This window comes from Alistipes sp. (genome assembly GCF_048465575.1).
Taxonomy (GTDB): domain Bacteria; phylum Bacteroidota; class Bacteroidia; order Bacteroidales; family Rikenellaceae; genus Alistipes.
Window position 1 is genome coordinate 144,252 of the sequence record NZ_DBFWLG010000040.1, and the last position, 17,013, is coordinate 161,264.

Annotated in this window: 17 protein-coding genes; 4 read left to right on the forward strand and 13 right to left on the reverse strand. The window is 64.1% G+C overall.

Translation table 11 applies throughout. From position 1 onward, the window contains the following. Positions 1–21: 21 nt before the first annotated feature. Positions 22–498 carry a hypothetical protein gene (locus tag ACMQ11_RS10820; protein WP_418992789.1) on the reverse strand — a complete coding sequence of 159 codons (477 nt, stop codon included), beginning with the start codon at positions 496–498 and terminating at the stop codon, positions 22–24. Between the two features lie 144 nt (positions 499–642). Between ACMQ11_RS10820 and serS the strand changes: the two genes are divergently transcribed. Both serS and ACMQ11_RS10830 read left to right on the forward strand, forming a co-directional pair. Then, positions 643–1,914, forward strand: a complete 1,272-nt coding sequence (gene serS / locus ACMQ11_RS10825; protein WP_418992790.1) for a serine--tRNA ligase — start codon at positions 643–645, stop codon at positions 1,912–1,914. Positions 1,915–1,968: 54 nt separating this feature from the next. Further along, the gene (locus tag ACMQ11_RS10830) at positions 1,969–2,136 is read left to right on the forward strand and encodes a DUF362 domain-containing protein (RefSeq protein ID WP_418992791.1); all 168 of its coding nucleotides are present in this window, start codon (positions 1,969–1,971) and stop codon (positions 2,134–2,136) included. A gap of 513 nt (positions 2,137–2,649) precedes the next feature. On the opposite strand, the gene ACMQ11_RS10835 is transcribed toward ACMQ11_RS10830, so the two are convergent. Further along, positions 2,650–3,834, reverse strand: coding sequence for an exo-beta-N-acetylmuramidase NamZ domain-containing protein (locus ACMQ11_RS10835; RefSeq protein WP_418992792.1), 1,185 nt, complete (start codon positions 3,832–3,834; stop codon positions 2,650–2,652). A 59-nt stretch (positions 3,835–3,893) separates the two neighbouring features. Between ACMQ11_RS10835 and ACMQ11_RS10840 the strand changes: the two genes are divergently transcribed. Further along, complete coding sequence (locus ACMQ11_RS10840; protein ID WP_418992793.1) at positions 3,894–4,706, forward strand: hypothetical protein; 813 nt, start codon at positions 3,894–3,896, stop codon at positions 4,704–4,706. 5 nt (positions 4,707–4,711) lie between these two features. Here ACMQ11_RS10840 and prfB read toward each other — a convergent pair whose 3' ends face one another. From prfB to ACMQ11_RS10855, 3 genes are read right to left on the reverse strand one after another with little or no spacing between them, the layout of a single operon-like run. Beyond that, entirely contained in the window at positions 4,712–5,824 is a 1,113-nt protein-coding gene (gene prfB, locus ACMQ11_RS10845; protein WP_418992794.1) for a peptide chain release factor 2, read from the reverse strand. Positions 5,825–5,827: 3 nt separating this feature from the next. Then, positions 5,828–6,463 carry an AAA family ATPase gene (locus ACMQ11_RS10850; protein ID WP_418992795.1) on the reverse strand — a complete coding sequence of 212 codons (636 nt, stop codon included), beginning with the start codon at positions 6,461–6,463 and terminating at the stop codon, positions 5,828–5,830. A gap of 4 nt (positions 6,464–6,467) precedes the next feature. Further along, positions 6,468–7,865 carry an MATE family efflux transporter gene (locus ACMQ11_RS10855; RefSeq protein ID WP_418992796.1) on the reverse strand — a complete coding sequence of 466 codons (1,398 nt, stop codon included), beginning with the start codon at positions 7,863–7,865 and terminating at the stop codon, positions 6,468–6,470. 227 nt (positions 7,866–8,092) lie between these two features. Between ACMQ11_RS10855 and ACMQ11_RS10860 the strand changes: the two genes are divergently transcribed. Continuing rightward, positions 8,093–8,380, forward strand: coding sequence for a hypothetical protein (locus ACMQ11_RS10860; RefSeq protein ID WP_418992797.1), 288 nt, complete (start codon positions 8,093–8,095; stop codon positions 8,378–8,380). A 25-nt stretch (positions 8,381–8,405) separates the two neighbouring features. Here the strand turns inward: ACMQ11_RS10860 and ACMQ11_RS10865 are convergent, their stop codons facing one another. The 8 genes from ACMQ11_RS10865 to ACMQ11_RS10900 all read right to left on the reverse strand — a co-directional run. Then, positions 8,406–8,978 carry a chromate transporter gene (locus tag ACMQ11_RS10865; RefSeq protein ID WP_418992798.1) on the reverse strand — a complete coding sequence of 191 codons (573 nt, stop codon included), beginning with the start codon at positions 8,976–8,978 and terminating at the stop codon, positions 8,406–8,408. 118 nt (positions 8,979–9,096) lie between these two features. Then, positions 9,097–9,642 carry a chromate transporter gene (locus tag ACMQ11_RS10870; protein ID WP_418992805.1) on the reverse strand — a complete coding sequence of 182 codons (546 nt, stop codon included), beginning with the start codon at positions 9,640–9,642 and terminating at the stop codon, positions 9,097–9,099. Next, positions 9,642–10,409 (reverse strand): NADH:ubiquinone oxidoreductase, encoded by a 768-nt coding sequence (locus ACMQ11_RS10875; RefSeq protein WP_418992799.1) that lies wholly within the window; start codon positions 10,407–10,409, stop codon positions 9,642–9,644. Before ACMQ11_RS10875 ends, ACMQ11_RS10870 begins: the two co-directional genes overlap by 1 nt. Before the next feature lie 54 nt (positions 10,410–10,463). Further along, positions 10,464–11,993: an NADH dehydrogenase subunit gene (locus ACMQ11_RS10880; protein ID WP_418992800.1), complete on the reverse strand. Its 1,530-nt coding sequence runs from the start codon at positions 11,991–11,993 to the stop codon at positions 10,464–10,466. Then, entirely contained in the window at positions 11,990–13,390 is a 1,401-nt protein-coding gene (locus ACMQ11_RS10885; protein WP_418992801.1) for a complex I subunit 5 family protein, read from the reverse strand. The genes ACMQ11_RS10880 and ACMQ11_RS10885 overlap by 4 nt, the downstream gene beginning before the upstream one ends. Before the next feature lie 3 nt (positions 13,391–13,393). Next, complete coding sequence (locus ACMQ11_RS10890; RefSeq protein WP_418992802.1) at positions 13,394–14,023, reverse strand: hypothetical protein; 630 nt, start codon at positions 14,021–14,023, stop codon at positions 13,394–13,396. Continuing rightward, the gene (locus ACMQ11_RS10895; RefSeq protein WP_418992803.1) at positions 14,020–14,934 is read right to left on the reverse strand and encodes a respiratory chain complex I subunit 1 family protein; all 915 of its coding nucleotides are present in this window, start codon (positions 14,932–14,934) and stop codon (positions 14,020–14,022) included. Before ACMQ11_RS10895 ends, ACMQ11_RS10890 begins: the two co-directional genes overlap by 4 nt. A 2-nt stretch (positions 14,935–14,936) precedes the next feature. After that, a partial coding sequence (locus ACMQ11_RS10900; RefSeq protein ID WP_418992804.1) for a proton-conducting transporter membrane subunit occupies positions 14,937–17,013 on the reverse strand: 2,077 nt, incomplete at its 5' end.

Here is a 17,013-nt window from a genome sequence, read left to right on the forward strand (position 1 = left end):
CCAAGGGCTTCGAACGAGGAGTTACTCCAGATAAATTTCCTTGCATTTCGAATAGCGGGTTTCTTTCAACTCTCCCGTTGCATAATCGTGAATATAAACATAACTTTCGTAGGTGCATACGTTCCCCTCATAGCGGTAATTCTTCGTTTCAAAAGACAGCTTGCCCATCACGGTAGCATTGTATCCGGTGCCGGTGGGAGTATAGTATTGTTTCATTCCGATAACACGCAGCTTGTCATCGTATTGGTACTCGTAAGCGAGATACTCTTTCCCCGTGCTGTCGTATTCGTACCGTTTGAGGAGCTTACCGCTGCCGTAGTCCCACATGTTCGCGGGCCCGGCTGTACCGCCCGGATTCTCCGTGCCGCCGCCCGGCGTGTTCGAATTGCCGCCCGGGCCGGGGGCCTGTTCCTTGTCGCCTCCGCAGGCGTGGATCGTGATGCTTACGCAAAGCCCCAGCAGGAAAGCTGCGGCCAGCATGCTCAGTTTTCGTATCATATCGTTCCCGTTTTTCGCCCCGCGTCGGGGCAGGTTCATGGATGTAGGACAAATATAGGAATTTCCTGCGAATTGCGGTACACATTCACGCAATTTTTGTATTTTTGCAACTCGTATATTCGAAACTCAATAAAACACCATACCATGCTTACCGTAAAGCAAATCCGCGAGGACAAAGAGGCTGCCGTGCGCCGGCTGGCAAAGAAAGGCGTGGACGCTGCCCCCATCGTCGAGCGCATCGTCACGCTCGACGACCGCCGCCGGGCCATTCAGACCGAACTGGATGCCACGCTGGCCGCCCAGAACAAGGCCGCCAAGGAGATCGGGGCGCTCATGGGTCAGGGACGCCGCGAGGAGGCCGAGGAGCGCAAACGCTTCGTCGGCGACCTGAAAGAGAGATCGACCCGGTTGCAGGCCGAATCGCGCGACGTGCAGGAGGAGTTGCAGGCGGAGCTCGTGTCGCTGCCGAATTTCCCGGCCGAGATCGTCCCCGAGGGTCGGACGGCCGAGGACAATGAGGTCGTCAAGCTGGTCGAAAGTTACACCGAGCTGCCCGAGAACCCGCTGCCCCACTGGGAGCTGGCGCGCAAATACGACATCATCGATTTCGACCTGGGCGTGAAGCTCACCGGCGCCGGATTCCCCGTCTACAAGGGAAAGGGAGCCCGGCTTCAGCGCGCGCTGATAAACTACTTTCTCGACTGCAACACGCGGGCCGGATATCTGGAGGTCGAACCGCCGGTGCTGGTCAACGAGGCTTCGGGCTTCGGCACGGGTCAGCTGCCCGACAAGGAGGGGCAGATGTACCACGCCACGGCCGATAATTTCTACCTCGTCCCCACGGCCGAGGTGCCGGTGACGAACATCTACCGCGACGTAATTCTCGACGAGCAGGATTTTCCCGTCAAGCTGACCGCCTACACCCCCTGTTTCCGGCGCGAGGCCGGCTCGTACGGCAAGGACGTGCGCGGGCTGAACCGCCTGCACCAGTTCGACAAGGTGGAGATCGTGCAGTTGTCGCTGCCCGAGGCGTCGTACGAAGCGCTGGACGGCATGGTGGCGCACGTCGAGGGGATCGTCCGCTCGCTGGGGCTGCCCTACCGCATCCTGCGCCTGTGCGGCGGCGACATGTCGTTCACCTCGGCCCTGACGTACGATTTCGAGGTCTACTCCGAGGCGCAGAAACGCTGGCTGGAGGTCTCGTCGGTGTCGAATTTCGAATCGTTCCAGGCCAACCGGCTCCACCTGCGCTACCGCGACGCCGGGAAACGCACCCAGCTGGCCCACACGCTCAACGGTTCGTCGCTGGCCCTGCCGCGCATCGTGGCCGCGCTGCTGGAGAATTTCCAGACTCCCGAGGGCATCCGCATCCCCGAGGTGCTGATTCCCTACACGGGGTTTGATATTATCGAATAAGTTTTATATATTTGTCCGAACCAAACACACTTTAACAATAAATTTTTTACGAAAATGGCTTACAAAATTACCGACGCATGCGTGGCATGCGGCAGCTGCATCGAAGAGTGCCCGACCGAAGCGATCTCGGCAGGCGATATCTACGTCATCGATCCCGACAAGTGCATCGACTGCGGCACCTGCGCAGGCGTTTGCCCCAGCGAAGCGATCATTCCGGAATAAACCCCGCTCGCCGGTTCAAAACATAAGCGGACCCTTTCGGGGGTCCGCTTTGTTGTTGGAAGAGGGGGCGATTCGGAATTTTGGACGCGGGTGGTTGGAGGGTGAGGCCTCGACGAGCTTGGATAGGCTTGCGACTCCCGACGTTCGCTCGGGGATTGAGGACGGGTTCAGGGGTGTGGATGGGATAGCGGCTGGGGGAGAAGAGAGCGGTTCGCAGCCAGCGGAGGTCTGCTCGAAGCCTGAGGCAGAGTGCAGTCCTTCGCCCGGGGTGGCTGCGGACTGCCGCCGCCTCGGGCGGCGAAGAACAGAAACGGAAGATTCCTCCCGTTCGTTCGGAATGACAGTTATTTGCGATTTTCGCTCGGGGAGCATGCCCGATAGGTTTGCGAACCCTCGACCGGGCTCGGGCGGCGAAGAACAGAAACGGAAGATTCCTCCCGTTCGTTCGGAATGACAGTTATTTGCGATTTTCGCTCGACTTTCGCACGGGGATCGGAAAATGATTATCGAATGCTACTCATAGAGCAGGTACCGGGTACGCAGTGCTTTGTAGCGCTCGACCCCGGGCTGCCAGCGGTCGCGTATTTCCGAGGCGGAGGCACCTTCGAGAATCATCTGCCGCACCCAGCCGACGCCGACCAGTTTTTCGAACATCGGCGTGAAGAAGCGTTCGCCCATCCCCAGCGTGCGGTAGGCGTCGAGCAGGTAGTCGAGCGAAAAGCCGACGGAGCGGGCCTCCGCGAGCGGCATGGCCCTCAGATCGACCCCGTAGCAGAGCCGCCCCTCGAGCGGCGGGTGCTTGGCTCCAGCCGTCGGGCGGGGCGTGAAAGAGAAGCCGCGGTCGGGAAAGGCGGGATGGCCGTAGACCTCGAACGGCGCGTCGGTGCCGCGTCCGACGCTGACCGGAGTGCCCTCGAACGGGCAGAGCGACGCATAGAGGTAGATGGCCCGTTGGGAGCGGAGGTTGGGCGAGGGGGCTACGGGGAGGAGGTATTCGGTGGCGTGGGTGTAGTTGCGGCAGGGAACGACGGTCGGTTCGCACCGGCGGGTCCACCCCTCGCCCGCGGCCATGCGGGCGATTTCGCCCATCGTCAGGCCGTGCAGCATGGGGATCGGCAGCGCCCCGACACCCGATTTGAAGCGCATATCGAGCACCGGACCGTCGATGTGGTCGCCCAAGGGGTTGGGGCGGTCGAGGACGACGACCCGCCGCCCGAATTCGGCGCAGGCGTCCAGCATGCGGAGCATCGATATATAATAGGTGTAGAAGCGCAGCCCCACGTCCTGCATGTCGACCACCAGCACGTCGAACAACTGCATCGACTCGTCCGAGGGACGTTGGGCATTGCCGTCGTAGAGCGACCGGATGGAAATACCCGTCGCGGGGTCCGTGTCGCTGCGGACCGCCTCCCCGGCATCGGCCGTGCCGCGGAAGCCGTGCTCGGGCGAGAAGATCGCCCGCACATCGAAGCCGCAGCCGTGGAGCAGATCGGCCAGATGGACCCGCCCGTCGCGTGCGGCGCCGGGGGCGCCGGGCATATCGGCCACGGCGGTGTGGTTGGCGAGCAGCGCCACGCGGTGACCTCTCAGAAGCGGAAAGTAGGCGGCCGTGTCGGTCATTCCGACCAGTACGGGCTCGGCGGCCAGCACATCGGCGGCGAGGAGAAGCGCCGAGAGAAGCGAAACAATTTTCTTCATGGTTGAACAAAGATACGATAAAAATTTTATCTTTGTGGTGAGCCCTAACCCTTACGACCATGAAACCCTGCCTTTCGCTGCTGCTGCTTTCGGCCCTGCTGCCGATGGCCTCTCTTTCCGGCAACCGTTGCGCCGCTCCCGAGGAGTCGCGGGATTCGGTGCGCGTGCTGCTGCACGATTTCGAAGAGGAGTTCGTGCGCACGCAGCAAAACGTGCGCGCCAACACGCCTCCGACAGGCGGTTACACGCGCTCGGTGTACGACATTTACCGCGACCTGAGCGACGAACGGGTGCTGCTGGCGCGCCGGCTCATCCGCCGTCCACACCCGAGCCGCTACGCGACCTGTCAGGCCCAGATCAGTTTTTTTGTGCTGCCCCGCGACAGTTCGCTCCGGCAGGTAGAACGCTTCCTGCTCTCGATCGACAGCCTGGCCGGGAAGCCCGCGCCCTGCCCCGAGGAGTTCCGCGAGCTGGAAAACTCCTTGCAGGATTTCCCGCGCGGACTGCGCAAATTCGTCATCTCCGATTTCCGGCCCGAGATGCGCATACCGGCCGACAGCGTGGTCTACATGACCCCGGCGCTGCGCAGCAAACTGACCGAATGCCTGAGGATGGCCTGGGAGAATGACATGCACCCCGAGGTGCTCGAACGGGTCAACGTCTATGTCCCCGTCCGGCGCGGGCTGATGGACGGACTGCGCATCGGCAAGCCGTTCGTGGTGAACTACGTGCTGCTGGAGCAGGACCCGCGGCGCGCCTATGTCAGCATCCTGACGGAGAACGCCGAGGTGCACGGAATGGTGCTGGTCCGCGGCGAAGACGGCGTGTGGCGCATCCGCACGGCCCGGATGCTCGGGAGGTTCGTTTCCTAAGACGTTCAGGACGTGGCCCCGAACTCCATCAGGTAGGCCTTGATGAACTCATCCAGGCAGCCGTCCATCACCGATTCGACGGCCGAGGTCTGGACCCCCGTGCGGTGGTCCTTGACGCGGCGGTCGTCGAAGACGTAGGAGCGGATCTGCGAACCCCATTCGATCTTCTTCTTCGAGGCTTCGAGCGCCTGCTGCGTGGCCATGCGCTTGTCCAGTTCGCGCTGGTACAGCTTGCATTTGAGGAGCCGCATGGCGTTTTCGCGGTTCATCAGCTGCGAGCGGGTCTCCATGTTCTCGATCAGGTACTCGACTGGTTCGCCCGTATCGGCGTCCTTGCCGTGGTAGCGCAGGCGCACGGCCGTCTCGACCTTGTTGACGTTCTGCCCCCCGGCCCCCGACGAACGGAACGTGTCCCACTCGATGTCCGAGGGGTTGACCGTGATCTCGATCGTATCGTCCACGGCGGGCGAGACGAAGACCGACGCAAAGGTGGTCTGCCGCTTGTTGTTGGCGTTGAAAGGCGAGAGGCGCACCATGCGGTGCACGCCGTTCTCGCTCTTGAGGTAGCCGTAGGCGTAGTCGCCCTCGAATTCGAGCGTACACGATTTGACACCCACCTCGTCGCCCGCCTGGTAGTCGAGCACCCGGACCTTGTAGCCGTGCGCCTCGCCCCAGCGGGTATACATGCGCATGAGCATCGAGGCCCAGTCGAGCGCTTCGGTACCTCCGGCTCCGGCGTTGATGTCCAGAATGGCGCCCAGCTTGTCCTCCTCGCGGCGCAGCATGTTGCGCATCTCGAGTTTCTCGATGCGTTCGAGCGTGCGTGCGTACTGTTCGTCCATCTCGGCCTCCGTGACCACACCCTCACGCACGAAATCGGGCATCAGCACAAGGTCCTCGACCTCGCGGCGGATGGCGTCGTACTCCTCGACCCACGCCTTGATCCCGGCCACCTTGCGCAGTTGTTCGCGCGCGGCGGCCGGATCGTCCCAGAAAGCGGGCTCCTGGGTCTTCTCCTCCTCGTTTCTGAGGTCGATGCGCTTCTGCTCGATGTTCAGACAGCGTTCCAGCGCTTCGCGTCGCTGCTCGATCTCCTTGATCTGTTCGGCTAATACCATATCTTAAAATTTCGTGTTCAGTTTGCGGGCCGCGAACTCCAGGATGAGATCGGCTGAGCCCTCCTCGCCCAGCACCGACGAGTTCAGGCAGAGGTGGTAGGTCGAAGCCACGCCCCAGGTGCGCGAGCTGAAATAGTTGTAGTAGGCCGCGCGCTTGGCGTCGATGCGCGCCATCGTGGCGCGGGCCTGCTCCTCCGTGCAGCCGCTGCGGTTGCGGATGCGACGGATGCGGCAGGCGTCGTCGGCCGTGATGAAGACGCTGACCGCACGCGGGTGTTCGCGCAGGATGTAGTCGGCGCAGCGCCCCACGAAGATGCACGACTCGCGGGCGGCCACCGAGCGGATCACGTCGCTCTGGATTTGGAACAGCGCCTCGCTCGACAGCACGTTCGTGCAGCCTCCGTCGTCGCCCGCGAACGGGGCGCGCAGGTAGCCCATCAGTGTGGGGAACAGCCCCTTGGACTCTTTCTCGTCGGCTTTTTCGAAGATTTCGGGCGAGAGGCCGCTCTCCTCGGCCGCCAGGTTGATCAGCTCCTTGTCGTAGAGCTTCACGCCCAGCCGCCGGGCGATGAGCTCCCCGACGGTCCGACCGCCGCTGCCTATCTGGCGGCCGATGTTGATGACGAATTTCTCTTGCATAGGGCTACGATTCGTTGGCGGAGCGGGCCGCGATCTGCGCCCGGAATCTCCGCAGTTGGTATGTGAGCATGAAGAAAGCGACCAGCGAGGCCAGGAGGTCCGAGAGCGGCATGGCGCACCAGACGCCCCAGCTGCCGTCCCAGCGGGTCAGCTCGTCGAAAAGCCGGGGCAGGAACAACAGCCCCGGCAGCAGGAACAGCAGTTGGCGCGAGAGCGAGAGGAAGATCGCTTTCGAAGCCATGCCGATGCTGAGGAAAAAATTGGTGGCCACCATCTGAAAGCCGATGATGGGGAAGAAGACGAAGACGATGCGCATGCCCTCGACCGAGAGTCGGATCAACTCGCGGTCGGTCGTGAAGAGCGACACGGCCAGGCGCGGCGCCAGCTCGCCGATCAGGAAGCCCGTCGAGGTGATGCACGTGGCGCCGATGATCGTCAACTTGAGTGCCCGGAGCACCCGTTCGTATTGCCGGGCGCCGAAATTGTAGCCCGCGATGGGCTGCATGCCCTGGTTGATGCCCAGCACGATCATCACGAAGAAGAACGCCAGGCGGTTGACGATGCCGTAGGCGCCGATCATCAGGTCGCCGCCGTACTGCTTGAGCCCCTTGTTGATCAGGATGACGATGAAGCAGGCCGCCAGGTTCATCAGAAAGGGCGACATGCCGATCGAGAGCATGTCGCCGACGATCTTGCGGCGCAGGCGGTAGATGCCGCGGCGGAAGTGGAGCAGTTCGTTCTTGTTCGAGAGGATGCGCACCTGCCACACGAGCGAGATGACCTGCGCCAGCACCGTGGCGATGGCCGCGCCGCGGATGCCCCAGCCGAAGCCGAAGATGAAGATCGGGTCGAGGATGGTGTTGATGACGACCGTGTTGACGGTGGCGTACATCGATTTGCGGGGGTGTCCCGAGGCGCGCAGCACAGCGTTGAGTCCCAAGTACATGTGCGTGACGACATTGCCCGCAAGGATCACGGTCATGTACTCGCGGGCATAGCCGATGGTGGCCTCGCTGGCCCCGAAGAAATAGAGGATGGGGTCGAGGAACACCAGCGCCAGCGCGCCGAACACCACGCCGATCACCAGGTTGAGCACCACGACGTTGCCCAGCACGCGCTGTGCGGTTTCGTAGTCCCGCTGGCCCAGGCGCATCGAGATGAGCGTGGCGGCGCCCACGCCCACCAGCGAGCCGAACGCCGCCGCCAGGTTCATCAGCGGGAACGTCAGCGCCAGCCCCGAGATGGCAAGGGGGCCGACGCCGTGGCCGATGAAGATGCTGTCGACCATGTTATAGAGCGACGAGGCCGTCATGGCGATGATGGCCGGGACGGCATATTGCACCAACAGCTTGCGGATACGCTCGGTGCCGAGCTCCATGGCTGCCGATTTCGAGTCTGTCATAAATTCTATTTTTGTGTGGTACAAAAATACGACTTTTTTTAAGAATCGGCATGGACCCGGGCGGAAAAGGGGCTAAATGAGTCTCCGGAAAGGATGCGGAACAGGGACAGCGGCATGCGAGGGGACTTGCCATCCGGAAATTCGATGAATACTCGGTTCGTGAGCGCAAGCCGGAACGCCCTTTGCTTGGAGGTGCAAACGACCAGGTATTGTGAATTGGAAACGATATGAGTATACTTACCCTTGTATTCGGTATTTTGAGCGGGTCGCTGCTTTCGGTGCTGGTGGGAATCGTCGGCAGCCGGCGGCGCATCGGTTTCGGCTGGGCGTTTCTCATCAGCCTCCTGCTTACGCCCGTGGTGGGGCTGATCGTCGCGCTGCTGACCGACCCGCTGCCCGACGGCGGCAAGCGCTGGGGCTGCGTGGGGACGGTGGTGGCTATTTTGGGGCTGCTCTTTCTGCTCGTGTTCCTGCTGCTGTTGCTGGCCGGAGGGGCGTTGATCGCGGCCGTCTGAGATGGGGTTTCTGCGTGTGTTTTTTTTATAAAACGTAGTAGATCAATATGCCCGCGCCGGCCGAGAGGACGATCAGCAGAATGGGGTTGACCTTGCACCACGAACCGGCGAAGACCCCGCCGAAGAGGAGCCAGCTCCAGATGTCGATGAAATTGCGGTCGTCGGGGTTGTTACCGTGCGGGAACATCAAGAGCAGGGCCGCGGCGGCGATCATGCCGATCACCACGGGACGCATGCCCCGCATGGCGCCCTCGACCAGGCGGTTGTTCCGCAGCCGCATGAAGAAGCGCGCCACCAGGATCATCAGCGTCAGCGACGGCATGCAGACGGCGAATGTGGCGATCGCGGAGCCCAGGATGCCGCACCAGAGATGTCCGGTCTGCATCCCGACCGTGTAACCCACATAAGTGGCCGAATTGATGGCGATGGGACCGGGGGTGATCTGCGAGACGGCCACGATGTCGGCGAACTGGGCGTTGGTGAGCCACTGGTGCTGGACGACCACCTCGTTCTGGATCAGCGAGAGCATGGCATAGCCTCCGCCGAATCCGAAAAATCCGATCTTGAGGTAGCTGATGAAGAGTTGCCAGAGAATCATACGGAATGAAGAATTAAGAATTAAGAATTAAAAATTGGAAATCTGTCCGTTGAGGTGGCAGCTGTGAAATTGCTGTTCCGCATTGGTTTTGCTTTCGCTTCCATATCATTTTTAATTCTTAATTTTTCATTTTTAATTTGCTTATGCACAACTCCCATGCGATGCCCGCGGCGGCGGCTCCGGCGAGCACGTAGACGGGCGACCAGCCGAGCCACCAGACCGCCAGGGCCGTGGCGGCGATGACGGCGAGCATCGTCCAGTGCAGCCCGCGGGCCAGGGAGATCACCGGACCGATGATGAGCGCCACGACGGCCGGACGCATCCCTTTGAACGCTGCGTCGACGACAGGATTCTGCCGGATGTCGGCGAAAAAGAGCGCGATCACGAGGATGATGACGAACGAGGGCAGCACCGTACCCAAAAGCGCTGCTGCCGCGCCGCGCAGGCCGCGGACCTTGTAGCCCACGAAGACCGAGGTGTTGACGGCGATGGGACCTGGGACCGACTGCGCGAGGGTCAGCAGGTTGAGAAACTCGGCCTGCTCGATCCACTTGCGTTTGACGATCAGCTCCCGTTCGATCAGCGGCAGCATGGCGTAGCCTCCGCCGAAAGTGAAGAGGCCGATCTTGAGAAACGAGAAGAAGATGGTTCGAAGCGGTTGCATCATGCGTTGCGTTGTTTTTTGCCCAGCAGGGTGCGGATGCCGTCGATGAAGGTCATCGGATGGGTCGGGGCGCCCGGCAGCCACAGATCGACCCGGTGGATGTCGAGAAAGGTGCGGTCGACGGCGCGGCTGTCGGCGAACAGACCGCCCGAGACGGCTTCCGTGCCGCAGGCGACGAGTACCTTGGGCTCGGCCACCGCATCCCAGCACAGTTGCAAAGCCTCTGCCATGTTCGCCGTCAGCGGACCGGTGAGGACCACGCCGTCGGCGTGGCGCGGCGAGGCGGTGAAGCCGATGCCGAAGCGGCCGAGGTCGAAATTGACGTTGCCCGTTGCGTTGAGCTCCATCTCGACCGAGGCGTCGCCGCCGGCCGAGACCTCGCGCAGCTGAAGCGTGCGGCCGAAAAAGCGACCCAGTTCGGGCCGCACGGCCGCGGGGTCGAACGGAACCGACAGCTGACCGGGCCGCAGCACAAGCCCTGCGCGGGTGGGCGAGCCGAGGCGGTAGTCGTTTGTAAAGCGCACGTTGCGCGGGGCACGGCGGGCGCACTCGCCGCAGAAGAGGCAGCGGCCCAGGTCGAGCGTGAACGGCTCGGCCGAGAGCGCTCCGGTGGGACAGATCGCCGCGGCGCTTTGCAGCTCTTGTATCTCGTCGGTCGCGGTCAGCACGGGCCGGCCCCTGAAAGCCGGGGTCAGCTCCACGGCGTCCAGGTCGGGGATCGCCTGCCGGCCGTGGCTTTTGAAAACGCGTATTTTGGGTAGGATCATGGAAGGTGAAAAGTGAAAGGTGAAAAGTGAAAAGTGGGCTGTGCCGGGCGGAACTCACAGATCATGGCCGCAGTAGGAGAGGTTGAAGCTCTTGTTGCAGATCGGGAAATCGGAGATGCCCTCGCCGCGCACGGCCAGCGCTAGGGCCAGCCAGTTGTGCAGGCTCGGGTCCGCGATGCGGCAGGCCGCGATCCGGCCCGCCTCGTCGGTCACGAGGACGTGGCAGGTCTCGCCCCGCCACCCCTCGACGAGTCCGAATGCGAGCGAGCGGGGCCGGAGCGGCGCCGTATAGTCGGGCGACGGGCAGGGATTTTCGCCGGCGGCATATTTGCGCTCGTAAAGCTCCAGCAGGCGGTCGATGTACGAGGCCGATTGCAGCACCTCGCGGCAGCGGAGCGTGAGGCGCGCCATCACGTCGCCCTGCATCTTGACGATGCTGCGGTGGTGCAGGCACTTGGCGTAGCTGCCCCACGGGTGCGAGGTGCGGATGTCGCGCGGCGCGCCGCTGGCCCGGGCCGCTTGGCCCACGCCGCCGATGCGGAGCATCTCCTCGCGCGGAACCGTGCCGCACTGCTCGAAGCGGGCCAGCACCGAGGGCGCCGATTTCAGATCGTGGCGCACCTCGTCGAAGCGGCGGGCGATTTCGCGGACGTTGCGGTGGATCATCGCGGCCGTGTCGGGGGTGAGCGGGTGATCGGTGCCGTGGGGCCGCACGAGCCCCTTGCCGAAGCGGTTGCCGCACCACGCCTGGGTGGTGTTGATGGTCATGGTGCGCAGGGCCTCGGAGGCCACCTGCCCCAACTGGTAGCCGATGTCCATCGCCAGGGCCCCCGTGTCGGCGATCTGCATGGCCATGCGTTCGAGTTCGAGAGCCAGGGTCCGCTCGCGCTCCAGTTCGGCGGGGCGGACGTGGCCCGTGAGCTTCTCGACGGCTTCGGCAAAGGCCGTGGCGTGTGCGACGGCGCTGTCGCCGGCGACGGATTCCGCCAGACAAAACTGTCTGAGGCGGTTGTCGGTGCTTTCGAATGCGTGTTCGACGCCGCGGTGCTGATAGCCCAGGGCGATCTCGAGGTGGAGGACCTGCTCGCCGTGGCAGATGAAGCGAAAGGCGCCCGGCTCGATGATGCCCGCATGGATCGGTCCGACATTGACCTCGTGGAGCGAGCGGCCCTCGATGCGGTAGAACGGGTAGTTGTCGATCGAACTCGAGCGGTTGCGGCGGTCGAACGCAAAGCGCAGCGGCTTGGGCCACGGCAGGTCGCGGAACTCCACGCCATAGCGCTCGGCGATGTCCCGCTCGAACGGGTGCAACTGCGCATGGAGGGCCGTCAGAGAGGGCAGGGCGGTCTCTTCGTAGTAGCCCAGGGCGTGCGAGGCGACGAGGACCTGCGACTGCTCGTCGTCGAGCAGGAGGCAGTAGAAGCGCATCCGGTCGCCGTCGGGGAGTGCGAAATAGTGGGCCACGTGGTAGCGCGGGTCGGCCAGCCGCCGGCTCAGGTCGTCGTAAAAGGCGGCGTAGGAGACTTCGGGGATCAGTTCGAGCGGCACGGCGGCCGCGGTGTTGTCGGTGATGTACCAGTTCATAGCGTAGCGATTCGGTCGATGAGTTCCAAAAGCGCCCGGGGCTGCCACAGCCCCGCGACCAGGGCCGCGAGCAGCAGCGTGAGCGCCGACCACGACAGGCGCCGGTCGGCGCGCGAGGGGTGCAGGCGGTCCTGGTTGGGCTGGTAGCAGAGCCGCAAGAGGCGCGAGCAGAACGACCAGATGACGATGCAGAGCAGAAGCAGCAGGGCCGCCACGAGCCACCACCTGCCCGCCGAGACGACCTGGGAGAGAATCGTCAGCTCGGAGCGGAAGAGCGGCGAGGGCGGAAAGGCCGCCAGGGCGACCATGCCCGCCAGAAGACCCACGGCGCCCACGCGGTTGATGCGCATGTAGTCGCCCAGGCGGTTGATGCGGTAGCCATTGTAGACCTGCCGCACGACGGCCATTTGCAGAAAGAGGCTGCTCTTGATCAAGGTGTGGAAGACGACGTGGAAGACAGCGGCCCAGACCCCGGCGCCGCCGATACCCAGCCCGATGGCGGCGATGCCCATGTTCTCGACCGTCGAGTAGGAGAGAAAACGCTTGTAGTTGTTGGTGCGGCGCAGGAAGAGCGCGCCGACCACGAGCGACAGCACCCCCGTGAGGAGCAGCACCGAGCGCACCCAGGGGAAAACCTCGGTGGCGGCGAGCGTGCGGTAGACGCGCAGGATGGCCACGAACCCGGCGTTGACGAGCCCCGTGGAGATCAGCGCCGAGGCGGGCGAGGGGGCCGCGAAATTGGCGTCGACGCCCACGGTGTAGAGCGGGAAAAGCTCCATCTTGCAGCTGTATCCGCAGAGGATCAGAAGAAACGCGGTCTTCAGGTAGAGCGGGTTGCCCGCGGCGGCGGCCGCCGTGAGGGCGTCGTACGAGAGGGATTCGCTCCGCGTGGCGGCGGCCAGGAGCAGGATGCCCAGGTAGGCCGTGGCGATGCCCGTCGAGCAGACGAAGACGTATTTCCAAGCCGCTTCGAGCGCCTGCGCCGTGCGGCGGTGGTAGATGATGCCCGCCGAGCAGAGGGTGGTGGCCTCCAGAAAGATCCACGTGACGGCCAGGTTCGAGGCGAAATAGGCCCCGGCGATGGCTGCGGTGAGGAGCATCAGAAGCGCGAAATAGAGCCGCGCGGAGGCGGGGTCGCTGCCCGCGAGGTAGGCCTCGGAGTGGAAGAAGACGAAGAGCGACACGACGACCAGCAGGGCGTAGAAGAGAATTCCCGTGGCGTCGAACGCGAACCACGAACCCGAGCCGGTGCCGGCGCCCGCGGAGAAGAGCCAGGCCAGCAGGCCGGCCTGCACCGTATAGAAAAGGGCGCCGCAGAGACGGACGGCGCGGCGGCTGCGCGCAAGCAGCGCGGCCGAAGCCGTGAGGACCGATAAAAGGAGATAGAGCCAGATCATGGGTCAGTCTTTTACGCGGGTGAGCGAATCGGCGTCGCCGGCGTGGAGCCGGAGGTCGATCCGGGTGAAGAAGAGGCCCAGCATGAGCACCGAGATGAGGATGTCCAGCAGGATGGCGACGTTGAGGAGCAGCGGCATCTCGACGCCGATGGCTGTCGAAAAGAGGAATACGCCGTTCTCGATGGCCAGGAAGCCGACCATGTGCGCGAAGATGCGGCGGCGCAGGACGATCAGGATCAGGCCGCTCAAAAGGGCGTACAAGGCCACGCCGAAGAAGAGCGGGTCGACGGCCGGATCGTCGATGTAACGGGTGACCGAAGCGCTGACGGCCAGCGCCCCGAGCGACAGAAGCAGCGCGTGGAACTGCGTCGAGCCGGAGCGCAGGACGCGGTTGGTGCGGGTGCGGCGGATGATCCGCAGCAGCAGCCACGGCACCAGCAGGCCCTTGAATGCGAGGGTCTCGGCCGCCACGAACAACAGTTCGGGCGCAGCGGCGGCGTGCAGGCGCAGAAGCGCGATGACGAAGAGCAGCCAGCCCTGCAAGCCGACGAGCAGGGCGAAATTGCGGAATCGCTCGGTGATCGCAAGGTAGACGAGCGTGAGGGTGTAGAGCAGGAGCAGCGGGAGGATCATTGGATACCGATGTTGAGTCGCAGCAGGCAGCCCGTGAAGAAGAGCACGAAAGCCAGTGCGGCGACGGTGAGCAGGAACGTGGTGTTGCGGGCCAGTTTATTGCGCGCGCGGGTCGATTCGACCAGGCCCACCGAGAGGCCCGTCAGTACGACCGCGAGCGGAGCCGCGGCCCACCAGCCGAGCGAGAGAGCCGCAGCGGCGGCATTGGCGGCGAGCATCGAGAGGGCGGCGGTCTTGAGCCAGCCGGCCATGCGGATGAACGCCAGATCGACGCCGCAGTAGTCGAGGCACATGACCTCGTGGATCATCGTCAGCTCGAGGTGCGTGCGCGGGTCGTCGACGGGGATGCGGCCGCTCTCGGCGAAGACGATCTTCATGAGGAGGACGGCTGCAAGGAGCAGCACGACGGTCGTCTCGGGGTCGCCCGGGGCACTTTCGGCGAAGATGCGCGCAAAGGAGACGTGACCCGTCAGGAGCGCCAGCGTGCCGAGGGAGAGCATCAGCGCGGGCTCCAGGAGCGCGCCGTAGAGCGCTTCGCGGCTGGCGCCCATGCCCTCGAATGCGCTGCCCGTGTCGAGGGCCGCCAGTACGAGGGCGAAGCGGCCCAGGGCGAGCACATAGGCGAAAACGACCAGGTCGCCCTCGAATGAGAGAAGCGGCGGCAGGCCGCCGACCGGGATCATCAGCGCGGCGACCAGCGCCGTGCCCAGCACCACCGACGGGGCGGCGCGGAAGAGCGCCGAGACGGTCGGGGAGTAGACGGCGCCCTTGCGCAAGAGCAGCCGTACGTCGTAGAGGTGCTGGGCGAAGCGGATGCCCCGGCGGCCGGACAGGCGCGCCCGCGTGCGGTTGACGAGGCCCGGAATCAGGAGGGCCGTCACAAGGAGCAGGATTGTATTCAGCAGACTCATCGTTAAATCAGATTGAGTATGGACAGGAGAAATACCAGGGCCAGGAACGCCAGCGCGAAGAGCACGTAGTGGTTGATCTTGCCCGTGCGCAGGCGCATGACGCGCTGGTTGAGAATTCGCAGCAGTTCGACCCACCAGGCCGAGAAGAGGCGGTCGATGCGGTCCTTGCGGCGGATGTCGAACGTGTGGGCCGAAGGGAATATCTCGCCTTTGGGGACGGCCGTGCCCTCGCCGCTTTGCTGCGTGAGGGAGGGGACGATGGATTGAAGCCCCTCGGAGTAGGATTCTCCCGTGTACTGCATCCGGTCGTTGGGCGCCGTGAAGCCGCAGCCCCAGGTCGGACCCGCCGTCACGCGCCGGCCGCGCAGCAACCGGCGGCGCACGTAGAGCAGCAGTCCGACGAACGCAAGAAGCAGCCACGCCGTGCGGCTGAGGGCAGCGAGGGCGGGCGAGAGGAGCCACTGGGAGGCGTCGGCGGGGGTGGCGACGAAGAAGCCCGTGGCACGGATGACTACGCCCACGGCCGTGGCGGGGAAGAGCCCGACGAAGAGGATTCCCGCCAGCGGGATCGCCATGGCGGCGATCGAGATGCTGTCGGCCTCCGAGGCTTCGGCCACGGCATGCGAGCGGGGCGATCCCAGGAAGACCGTGCCGCAGAGTTTGGTGAAAGCCAGTACCACCAGCCCTCCGATCAGCGCCAGCGCCGCCAGTGCTCCGGCCGAGAGGAGCGTGTCGCTGCCCGAAGCAATGCCGTTCAGCAGCCCCAGGTAGATCAGCAGCTCCGAAACCAGCCCGTTGAGGGGCGGCAGGGCGCAGATGGCCGCCGAACCCGTGAGAAAGAGCAGCGTGGTGAGGGGCATGTGTTTCGACAGGCCGCCCAGCGCGTCGAGCGAGGTGGTTCGGGTGCGCGCCAGGACGTTGCCCGCGCCGAAGAAGAGCAGCGACTTGAAGAGCGAGTGGTTGAACGTGTGCAGCAGGGCGCCCGCCAGGCCCGCGAGGGCCATGGGACTGTTGCCCGCGGATTTGCCCAGCGCGGCGATCCCCAGGCCCAGGAGGATGATGCCGATGTTCTCGATCGAGGAGTAGGCCAACAGGCGCTTCATGTCGTTCTGCGACGCGGCCAGAACGACGCCCCACAGCCCCGTGACGATGCCTGCCGCGAGCAGGACGACGCCCGCGGTATGGAGCAGGTCGGGGTCGGCGATGGCGGCCGTGGTGCGCAGGATGCCGTAGATGCCCGTCTTGATCATCACGCCCGACATGAGGGCCGAGACGTGCGACGGGGCTGCCGGATGGGCTTCGGGGAGCCAGACGTGCAGCGGAAAGAGGCCCGCCTTGATGCCGAAACCCGCGAGGAAGACGAGGTAGAGCGGCAGGGCGGGCTGCGTGCGGAAAAAGGCGCTCAGGGCGCTCCACGAAGCGGAGCCCGCGGCGGCGTCGAGCCGGACGAAGCCGACGACGAGCAGCACGAAGCCCACGTGCATCATGATGAGGTAGTTCAGCGCAGCCCGCCGCACCTCGCGTCGCCGGGCGTCGTAGAGAATCAGCAGAAAGGACGCAATGGTCATCAGCTCCCACGCGAAGAGGAACGAGTAGCCACCGTCGGAGGTGACCACGCCCTGCATCGAGAGGACCAGCACGACCAGCGCCGTGTAGTGCAGCGAGACGTGGGCCGGGGATTTGTCCGCCAGGTGTTCGGTGAGGTAGCCCTTGGAGTAGAGCGCGGCGGCCACCGACCCGATGGTGATCAGCAGCACGAAAAAGGCCGAAAGCGGGTCCATCGAACCCGTGTCGGTGCCGAAGAGCGGAGCCTGGAACTCCCACAGCAGCCCCGCATCGGCGCCCGAGAGCACGCCGACGGCCCGGATGGACGCATAACCGGCTGCGGCGGCGATCAGCAGGAGCGCGGTCCACGCTTTCGACTTGAGCGGGGTCAGAAAAACGGCGGCCGTCGTGACGGCAAGGGCGAGTAGGGTGAAGAGGAGCAAAGCGAAAAAGGTGAAAGGTGAAAGGTGAAAGGTGAAAGGTGAAAGGTGAAAGGTGAAAGGTGAAAGGTGAAAGGTGAAAGGTGAAAGGTGA

Coding starts and splice junctions, on each gene's coding strand:
- ACMQ11_RS10820 (WP_418992789.1), bottom strand. CDS start 498: ATGATACGAAAACTGAGCATGCTGGCCGCAGCTTTCCTGCTGGGGCTT.
- serS (WP_418992790.1), top strand. CDS start 643: ATGCTTACCGTAAAGCAAATCCGCGAGGACAAAGAGGCTGCCGTGCGC.
- ACMQ11_RS10830 (WP_418992791.1), top strand. CDS start 1,969: ATGGCTTACAAAATTACCGACGCATGCGTGGCATGCGGCAGCTGCATC.
- ACMQ11_RS10835 (WP_418992792.1), bottom strand. CDS start 3,834: ATGAAGAAAATTGTTTCGCTTCTCTCGGCGCTTCTCCTCGCCGCCGAT.
- ACMQ11_RS10840 (WP_418992793.1), top strand. CDS start 3,894: ATGAAACCCTGCCTTTCGCTGCTGCTGCTTTCGGCCCTGCTGCCGATG.
- prfB (WP_418992794.1), bottom strand. CDS start 5,824: ATGGTATTAGCCGAACAGATCAAGGAGATCGAGCAGCGACGCGAAGCG.
- ACMQ11_RS10850 (WP_418992795.1), bottom strand. CDS start 6,463: ATGCAAGAGAAATTCGTCATCAACATCGGCCGCCAGATAGGCAGCGGC.
- ACMQ11_RS10855 (WP_418992796.1), bottom strand. CDS start 7,865: ATGACAGACTCGAAATCGGCAGCCATGGAGCTCGGCACCGAGCGTATC.
- ACMQ11_RS10860 (WP_418992797.1), top strand. CDS start 8,093: ATGAGTATACTTACCCTTGTATTCGGTATTTTGAGCGGGTCGCTGCTT.
- ACMQ11_RS10865 (WP_418992798.1), bottom strand. CDS start 8,978: ATGATTCTCTGGCAACTCTTCATCAGCTACCTCAAGATCGGATTTTTC.
- ACMQ11_RS10870 (WP_418992805.1), bottom strand. CDS start 9,642: ATGCAACCGCTTCGAACCATCTTCTTCTCGTTTCTCAAGATCGGCCTC.
- ACMQ11_RS10875 (WP_418992799.1), bottom strand. CDS start 10,409: ATGATCCTACCCAAAATACGCGTTTTCAAAAGCCACGGCCGGCAGGCG.
- ACMQ11_RS10880 (WP_418992800.1), bottom strand. CDS start 11,993: ATGAACTGGTACATCACCGACAACACCGCGGCCGCCGTGCCGCTCGAA.
- ACMQ11_RS10885 (WP_418992801.1), bottom strand. CDS start 13,390: ATGATCTGGCTCTATCTCCTTTTATCGGTCCTCACGGCTTCGGCCGCG.
- ACMQ11_RS10890 (WP_418992802.1), bottom strand. CDS start 14,023: ATGATCCTCCCGCTGCTCCTGCTCTACACCCTCACGCTCGTCTACCTT.
- ACMQ11_RS10895 (WP_418992803.1), bottom strand. CDS start 14,934: ATGAGTCTGCTGAATACAATCCTGCTCCTTGTGACGGCCCTCCTGATT.